The following is an 8,139-nucleotide window of genomic DNA, read 5'->3' on the forward strand; positions in this document are numbered from 1 at the left end:
GATTCATTGTAGCCCAGGCGCACGCGGCCCCACAGCCCTAACATAAGCCCTCATTTTCTGACATATGCCAGAAATTCCTTGCGCTCAATGAGCATCGAGTTATCCTATTGTTGACATATGTCAGATAAGGAGTGCGCATGGCAGGAAGACGCGAAAAACTGCGCCGCGTCGGAATCATCCCCGAATATCGCGGTTTTACCCCCGATGGCCTGGCGAGCGGCGATGCCATCGACATGACGGTCGACGAACTCGAGGCGCTGCGCCTGTGCGACCTGGAAGGCCTTAACCAAGAGGCCGTCGCACAGCAGATGGGCATTGCTCGCGCCACGGTGGCGGCAATCTGCAGCCGCGCGCATCGCAAGGTGGCAAACGCGCTGGTCAACGGACGAGCGCTCATCATCGAGGGCGGCAATATCGCGTACTCCCCCATCACCACAGCGACGGCCGCATGGCCAGCAAAGGAGGTCGACACCATGAGGGTGGCAACCACGTACGACAACGGCAACATCTTTATGCACTTTGGCCGCAGCGAGCAGTTCAAGATCTACGACATTCAGGACGGCAAGGTGCTCAACGAACAGGTCGTGGGCACCGGCGGCACCGGCCACGGTGCCCTTGCGGGCCTGCTCGCCAACGGTGGCGTGGACACGCTCATCTGCGGCGGCATCGGCGGCGGCGCTATCAATGCGCTTGCCCAAGCCTGCATCACGGTATACGCAGGTGCCCAGGGCAGCTGCGACGCTTGCGTCGAGGCCCTTATCGCCGGCACGCTCGCACAGAACGGCGAGGCCACGTGCGGCTGCCACGGCCATGACCACGACCACGCCCACGAACACGGCGAGTCCTGCAGCTGCCACGACCATCACGAGCACGAGGGCCACGAGGGCTGCAGCTGCCACTAACGGCACGACACCGCGAGCTCGGGGCGCGACGCCGAACGCAACCCAACAATCAAAGCCAACAACAAAGGCCACCCGGTAGCTTCCGAGTGGCCTTTGCCATATCAAGCTGGAATTACAGCCCTATTTCTTATTGCGCATCTGCGCTTCCATCTGGCGCAGCAGCTCCATATCGGACTTGGGACCGCCCGTACCCAGGCCGCCCATGCCGCCCAGACCCATAGCGTCCAGGCCAGGGATATTGGGCATGCGCATTTTCTTGCCCTTCCTACCCTTTTTGCCCTTCTTGCCGCCGGCCTGTGCCTGATTGGCTATCGTGCGCATGCGGCCCATCATCTTATTCATCTCGCCCCACTGCTTCATAAGGGTATTGACTTCGGTGGGGGTTACGCCGGCGCCCTTGGCGATACGCGCGCGACGTTGACCGTTGATTATGGAGGGACGCAGGCGCTCCTCCTTGGTCATCGACATGATAATGGCCTCGTTCTTATCGAAGATGCCCTCGTCCAGGTTGCCACCCATCTGGTTGAGCGCACGCTGGCCGCCGGGGAGCATGCCCAGGATGCCCTTCATGCCGCCCATCTTCTTGACGGCCTTCATCTGGTCGAGCATATCGTTCATGGTGAAGCCCTCGCGCAGCATTCGCTCGGCAGCCTCGAGCTGCTCGGCGTCGGCCGCCTCCTGGGCCTTCTCGATAATGCCGACAACGTCGCCCATGCCAAGAATGCGCTTGGCCATACGATCGGGATAGAACGGCTCCAGCGAATCGGGCTTCTCGCCCATGCTCACGAACTTGATGGGCTTGCCGGTCACCTGGCGCACGGAAAGCGCGCCGCCGCCACGGGCATCGCCGTCGAGCTTGGAGATGATCACGCCGTCAAAGTCGGTGCGCTCGGCGAAGGTCGAGACGACGTTGACGATATCCTGACCGGTCATGGCATCGACAACCATCAGCACCTGATCGGGCTTGACGGCCTTCTTGATGTCCACGGCCTCCTGCATCATCTGCTCGTCGATCTGCAGGCGACCGGCGGTATCGACGATGACCACGTCGCGCAGGTGGTCAACGGCCTCCTGGATGGCGCCCTTGGCGATATCGACCGGGTGCGCGCCGTCACCGCGGAAGACCGGCACGCCGATCTCGCCACCGAGCGTGGCAAGCTGGTCGGCAGCGGCGGGACGATAGACGTCGCACGCGGCGAGCAGCGGCGAGCGACCCTGCTTCTTGAGCAGGTATGCCAGCTTTACGGCCGCCGTGGTCTTACCGGAGCCCTGCAGGCCCACGAGCATGATGACATTGGGGATGCGGTTGCTAAAGACGAGCTTGCTCTCGGTGGAACCGAGCATATCGGTGAGCTCATCGAGCACGATCTTGACGACGTTTTGCGCCGGCGACAGCGACTCCATGACCTCGGCGGTCATGCAGCGCTCCTTGGTCTTGGCGACGAACTCCTTGACGACCTTGAAGTTGACGTCGGCCTCGAGCAGCGCCATGCGAATGTCGCGCATGGCCGAGGTGATATCGGCCTCGGTCAGCTTGCCCTTGCCGCGCAGGCGGTCAAATGTGTCGTTGAGGCGATCGCTCAGGGAATCAAACACTAGTCACTCCTTAATTGGACTCGCCCACCAGGGCGCGGCAGAAATCTTTGGCATTAAACTCCTGCAGGTCATCGACCTGCTCGCCCACGCCGATGCGCAGGATGGGAAGCTTGAGCTTCTCGGCCACGGCCATGGCGATACCGCCCTTTGCCGTGCCGTCGAGCTTTGTCATGATAATACCGTCCAGGCCCAGCGCCTCGTTAAACTCGAGCGCCTGGTTCAGGCCGTTTTGGCCTGTTGCGGCATCGATTACGAGGACGACCGAGACGGGCATGGGGCCGGCGGCCATATTGGCGGCGCGCTTACGCGTCACGTTGACCACCTTGGCAAGCTCGCGCATGAGCTCGGGGCTCGTGTGCAGACGACCGGCGGTGTCGATAAGCACCAGGTCGCTGCCGCGCTTGTCGGCCTCGTCGAGCACGTCGTAGCAAACGCTCGCCGGGTCGGAGCCGCGGTCGCGCTTGATGACGGGAACGCCGGCGCGCTGTCCCCACACATCGAGCTGCTCAATGGCGGCGGCGCGGAAGGTGTCGGCTGAGCCGATCACGACGTTCTTGCCGCGGGCAGACATGGCGCTCGCGATCTTGCCGACCGTCGTGGTCTTGCCGGCACCGTTAATGCCCACAAACAGCACGCAACTCGGCGTGTCGGCGAACGGATCGCGCTCGACGGGCACAAAATGCTGCTCGAGCTGCTCGGCCAGGGCGCGACGGAGCTGCGGGGCGGTCTTAAGGTTCTTCTTGGCCGCGGCATCGCGCAGGTCATCGGACACCTGGATCGCGACCTCGGCACCCATGTCACCCATGACGAGGGTGTCCTCTAGGTCCTCCCAAAAATCCTCGTCGACCTCGCCGCCAAAGTAGAAGACCTCGTTGAGGGCCTCGCGGCTGCGCTCAAGTCCGCGCGAGAGAGCATCGAAGAATCCCATTATGCATTCACGACCTTTCCGGTTTCGCGATCGAGTTTTTGCGAGACGACGCGACTGACGCCGTCGGCTTGCATCGAGACGCCGTAGAGGACGTCAGCGTCCTCCATAGTACGGCGCTGATGCGAGATAACCAAGAGCTGCGTATCGGAACGCAACACGTCGAGTGCGCCGATGAGCTTGGACAGGTTGGCGTCATCGAGCGCCGCCTCGACCTCGTCCAGCACATAGAACGGCACCGTACGCGTGCGATAGACAGCAAAGAGCAAGGCGAGCGCCGTCAGGCTCTTCTCGCCGCCCGACATGAGCATCATCTTGGTGATGCGCTTGCCACGCGGCTGCGCCACGACCTCGATGCCCGTCTCGGCCGGATGCTCAGGGTCGGTCATCTCCAGATGTGCCTGGCCACCCGGAAACAGCATGGCGAAGATCTCGCGGAAGTTCGCATCGACCTTCTCGAAGGTCACCAGGAAGGCCTTGCGCATCTTACGGTCAATGGCCACGGTGATCTTGGTGAGCGCCTTGCGCGCGCTCTCCAGATCGGCCAGCTGCTCCTCGATGTAATCGGCGCGGCGCTTGAGCTGCTCGTACTCCTCCATGGCAACCTGGTTCACAGGGCCCAGGTTGTTGATCTGGCGCACGAGCTGGTTGAGCTCACGCTCGGCAGCGTCACGGTCGGTGGGCGCAGGAAGCATGAGCGCCTCCTCGAGCACCGTGGTGCCATCGGCGGTAATGGCCTTGATAGCCGCCTCTACCTGCACCTCAAGCTTGCCGCGAGCGACCTTGAACTCGTTTTGCGTCGCGGTGGCGGCATCGACCCGCTCCTTGGCGCGGGAGACCTCGGCCTTGGCGTCCTCAATGGTCTTCTTAAGCGAGGCCGAGTCAGCCTCCTCGAGCGAAGCCTGGTCACGCAGACGCGAGGCCCAATCCGACGCGCGCTCCAGCAGGGCCGAATAGCGTTCGTGCATGGGATCGACGCGCAGGCGCAGCAATTCGAGCGAGCGCGAGGCCTGGCGTGTTCCGCGGATACGGCGGTCGATGCCCTCAAGACGATGCTCCAGATCGGGCACGCGGCCCTTCAGCGAACGCAGGCGTTCGCTCGTCTGGGCTAGGCGAACCTTGGCGTCGGCGAGCTTGCCGGCAGCCTCGGAATCGTCACGGCGAACGCGGTCGAGTTCGTCGTTGGCCTCGGCAATCTGCAACCCCAGATTGCTTGCCTGCGCGCGAGCCTCGTCACGCGAACGGGTGAGCTCGTCAACGCGCGGGCGCGCAGCGCGAACGGCTTCGGAGGCCTGCTCGCGGCGCTTGGAGATGCGCACGCGCTCGACCTCGGCATTGTTGGCGCTTTGCTCCAAGCGGCCGATCTCGGAGAGCAGCGAGCGGCGCTCGCCCTCAAGACGGGCGATCTCGCCGGCGGCATCGCCCTCAGCGGCACGCGCTTCCTCAACGGCCGCATTGGCCTCGACGACTTGATCCGACACATGCTCAAACACGGCAGCCAGATCGGGCTCCAGGCCCTCCAGCTCGCGAATGCGACGCTTGCGCTCCAGCGCACCCGAAGCCTCGCCGGCATCGAGGCCCACGCGCACCAGGCCGCCGCAGGCGACGCGGGCGCCATCGGGGGTCACGTAAGTCACGCCGTCAACGACCGGCGCCGACAGCGCGGCAGCAAGATCGTCCACTACGTAATATCCGCCGAGCAACGCCTCGACGACGGGACCGTAGCCTGCGCGCACGGACAGATGATCAACCAGACGGGTACCGGCAGCGCCCTCAGCGGCGGTAGAGCCGCTCACGCCGCGCGCCACCAGCAGCGCCTCGCCCGAGGCCTTCTTCTGGTCCAGAGCGGCACGACCGGCACGCTCAAGCGCGGACGTATCGTCGAACAGCAGTGCATCGATATCGCCGGCGAGCAATTGCTCAACCAAGCCCTCAAGCTCGCGCGGGGCCTCGAGCACGTCGCCCAGACGACCCGTGACATCATCGCCCAGCGCACCCACCAGACGGCTCACGAGCGGCGAGCTGTCGGCCATGCGGGCATCGAGTTTCTTTTGGCTGGAAAGCTCCGAGCGCACCTCGGATAACTTGTTGCGCGCATCGCTCTCGCGGGCACGCAGGTCCTTCAGAGCCGCGCGTGCCGTCTCGGTGGCCTCACGCGCATCGGCCTGGGCCTGGCGCGCTTCCTCAAGAGCACCCTCAAGCTCCTCTGCGCGGTCGCGACGACTCTCGAGCGAGGCCGTGACCTCCTCGAGCTGCTCGTCAATCTGCTCCAGGCGCGAGGCATACATGTTGTCCTCGACCTCGGCATTGCTCAAGGAATCCTTCACCTTGGCGAGCTCGAGCGCGGCGTTATCGGCCACGCGTTGCACATCGCGTTGCTCACGCGTAAACTGCGAAATCTGATTGTCGAGCGCCACGCGCCGCTCGTGGAGCTCAGCGGCGGCAGGACCAGCGGCGTCAACGTCCTCCTGGGCCAGCATGTGCGCACCGGTCACTTCCTCAAGCTGGGCACGCGCGTCCTCGAGCTCCTCGACCACGCGACGACGCTGATGCTCGGAGCTCGAGATCTGCCCGCGCATGTCAGACAGGCGCGACACCATGTTGTGGCCCTTTTCCTCGAGCAGGCGCATGTCGGAGTTAATGCGACCGACCACATCTTGCATGTGACGGCGTTGCTCGCCCAGGTCGCCCACAAACAGGCCCTTTTCCTCGAGCATAACCTGGAGCTTCTCGAGCTCGCGCTCCTTTTCGCCTAGGCGGTACTGCGCGAGCTCCAGCTCGGCGGCGCCCTCCTTAGAGCGGCTCTCCAGGTCGTTCCACTGCGATTGCAGCGAACGCAGCTCGTCGACGGCCAGCATCTGCGTAAGCTCGTTCGCGCGCGAGGACAGCTCTTTGTACTTGCGCGCGCGGTCGACCTGACGCTCCAGCGGTCGCAGCTGACGGGCGATTTCCTTATTGATGTCGCGGGCACGCGTCAGGTGCTCGTCCATTGACTTAATCTTTTTGAGCGCACGCTCCTTGCGGCGCTTGTGCTTGGAGATGCCGGCGGCCTCCTCGATGAGGGCGCGACGCTCCTCGGGGCGGCTCTGCAAAATGGCGTCGAGCTTGCCCTGGCTGATGATGGAATGCGTATCCTTGCCCAGGCCCGAATCGTGCAGGATGTCCTGAATGTCCATCAGGCGGCACGGACTCGAGTTGATGAGGTACTCGCTTTCGCCCGAGCGATACATGCGACGGGTGATGGCGACCTCCTCAAAATCGACGGGCAGCATATGGTCCGAGTTATCGAGCACCAGCGTGACCTCGGCGACACCCACCGGCCTGCGCGCTGATGAGCCCGAGAAGATGACATCCTCCATGGCCTGGCCGCGCAGCTGCTTGGCGCTCTGCTCGCCCAGGACCCACAGAATCGAGTCAGAGATGTTCGATTTTCCCGAGCCGTTTGGACCGACGATGACGGTCAGGCCCGGCTCAAACGTCATATGGGCGCGGTCGGCAAACGACTTGAACCCCTTGAGCGTGAGGGACTTGAGATACACGGTTCCTCGCTTAAACAGGCTTCTTGTTGAGAATCACGCCGTTGGTGGTGTAGCCCATGCGGTCAAGTGCATCGAGTGCAGCGGCTCCCTCGGCTTCCTTCTTTGAGGAGCCGGAGCCGCGACCCTGACGAATACCATCGATCAACACCACGGCGGTAAAGGTGGGCGCATGCGCCGGGCCCTCGGAGCCAACGAGCTTATACGCCGGGGGCTCGTGACCGTCGGCTTGCACGCACTCCTGCAAAAACGACTTGGGGTTCGCAGGATGCTCGGCACGCTCGGAAGCCAAATGCGGCTTAAGCGTACGGTGAATGAACTCCGCCGCCGCATCCCAGCCGGCATCCAGGTACAGCGCGCCCACGAGCGACTCATAGACGTTCTCGAGCGCCGAATGCAGGCCGCGCGCACCGGTACCGGTCTCGGAGGCACCAAAGATGATGATGTCGTCAATGCCCAGCTCGTGAGAAACCTCGGACAGCGTAGCGCCCGAGACAAGCGACACCTTCAGGCGCGTGAGCTTGCCCTCGTCAAACTCCGGATAGGACTCAAACAGGGAGCGTGCGACCACAGCACCCAAAATGGAATCGCCCAAGAACTCAAGGCGCTCATAGCTGGCAGAAACCGGCTGGCCCTCGACTGCCGAGGGATGCGTAAGGGCCGCGCGCAGCAGCACCTTATTGTTGAACTCGTGGCCCAGGATTTCCTGGGCACGCGTAAGTCGTTCGGATAAAGCCAAGACCTAGGCCTCCCTGGCGTTTTCGATCGCGTCGACGGCGTCGGCGACAGAGTTGAGCGAGAGCAGAGTCTCGTCATCGATCTCGAGGTTGAACTCGTCCTCGATAGCCGTAACCAGCTGCAGGCGCTCGAGCGAGTTGGCATCGAGGTCGTCAAAGGTGGTCTCCTCGCTAATTTCGGCAACATCGACGCCCAGAACGTCAGCAGCGACCTCGGCGATCTTGTCGAAGATTTCGGAGCGGTCCATAGCGCTTCCTCTCATAGTGCATGAATACCAAAAGAATGGTACCGCCCGGGCGGTACCAAGACACGGTTCTGATTCTACCCCACGACGTGCGCCGCGAAGCACATAACAGCGCTCTAACTCGCTCTTATAAAACGATCCTTGATTATCAACTTTATCCGAACACCTCCCACATTCATCCGCACATGTGCGGATAAA

At 63.0% G+C, this 8,139-nt stretch carries 6 protein-coding genes; 1 reads left to right on the forward strand and 5 read right to left on the reverse strand.

Going from position 1 to position 8,139, the window contains the following annotated elements:
- Positions 1 to 137 precede the first annotated feature (137 nt).
- A complete protein-coding gene (locus tag DW870_RS05810) occupies positions 138 to 902 on the forward strand; it encodes a DUF134 domain-containing protein (protein WP_117769599.1) in 765 nt (254 codons plus the stop codon).
- Between the two features lie 120 nt (positions 903 to 1,022).
- On the opposite strand, the gene ffh is transcribed toward DW870_RS05810, so the two are convergent.
- From ffh to DW870_RS05835, 5 genes are read right to left on the reverse strand one after another with little or no spacing between them, the layout of a single operon-like run.
- Entirely contained in the window at positions 1,023 to 2,498 is a 1,476-nt protein-coding gene (gene ffh, locus DW870_RS05815) for a signal recognition particle protein (protein WP_117769598.1), read from the reverse strand.
- Positions 2,499 to 2,508: 10 nt separating this feature from the next.
- Positions 2,509 to 3,426: a signal recognition particle-docking protein FtsY gene (gene ftsY, locus DW870_RS05820; RefSeq protein WP_117769597.1), complete on the reverse strand. Its 918-nt coding sequence runs from the start codon at positions 3,424 to 3,426 to the stop codon at positions 2,509 to 2,511.
- Entirely contained in the window at positions 3,426 to 6,962 is a 3,537-nt protein-coding gene (gene smc / locus DW870_RS05825) for a chromosome segregation protein SMC (RefSeq protein WP_117847664.1), read from the reverse strand. The genes ftsY and smc overlap by 1 nt, the downstream gene beginning before the upstream one ends.
- 10 nt (positions 6,963 to 6,972) lie before the next feature.
- Entirely contained in the window at positions 6,973 to 7,698 is a 726-nt protein-coding gene (rnc, locus tag DW870_RS05830) for a ribonuclease III (protein WP_117847662.1), read from the reverse strand.
- Between the two features lie 3 nt (positions 7,699 to 7,701).
- A complete protein-coding gene (locus DW870_RS05835; RefSeq protein WP_117847660.1) occupies positions 7,702 to 7,944 on the reverse strand; it encodes an acyl carrier protein in 243 nt (80 codons plus the stop codon).
- Between the last annotated feature and the right edge of the window lie 195 nt (positions 7,945 to 8,139).

It is taken from the genome of Collinsella sp. AM38-1BH, assembly GCF_003467545.1.
Lineage (GTDB): Bacteria > Actinomycetota > Coriobacteriia > Coriobacteriales > Coriobacteriaceae > Collinsella.

Excerpts from the sequence above, each read along its gene's own strand:
- ftsY (WP_117769597.1), bottom strand. The coding sequence starts at position 3,426 with ATGGGATTCTTCGATGCTCTCTCGCGCGGACTTGAGCGCAGCCGCGAG.
- DW870_RS05835 (WP_117847660.1), bottom strand. The coding sequence starts at position 7,944 with ATGGACCGCTCCGAAATCTTCGACAAGATCGCCGAGGTCGCTGCTGAC.
- DW870_RS05810 (WP_117769599.1), top strand. The coding sequence starts at position 138 with ATGGCAGGAAGACGCGAAAAACTGCGCCGCGTCGGAATCATCCCCGAA.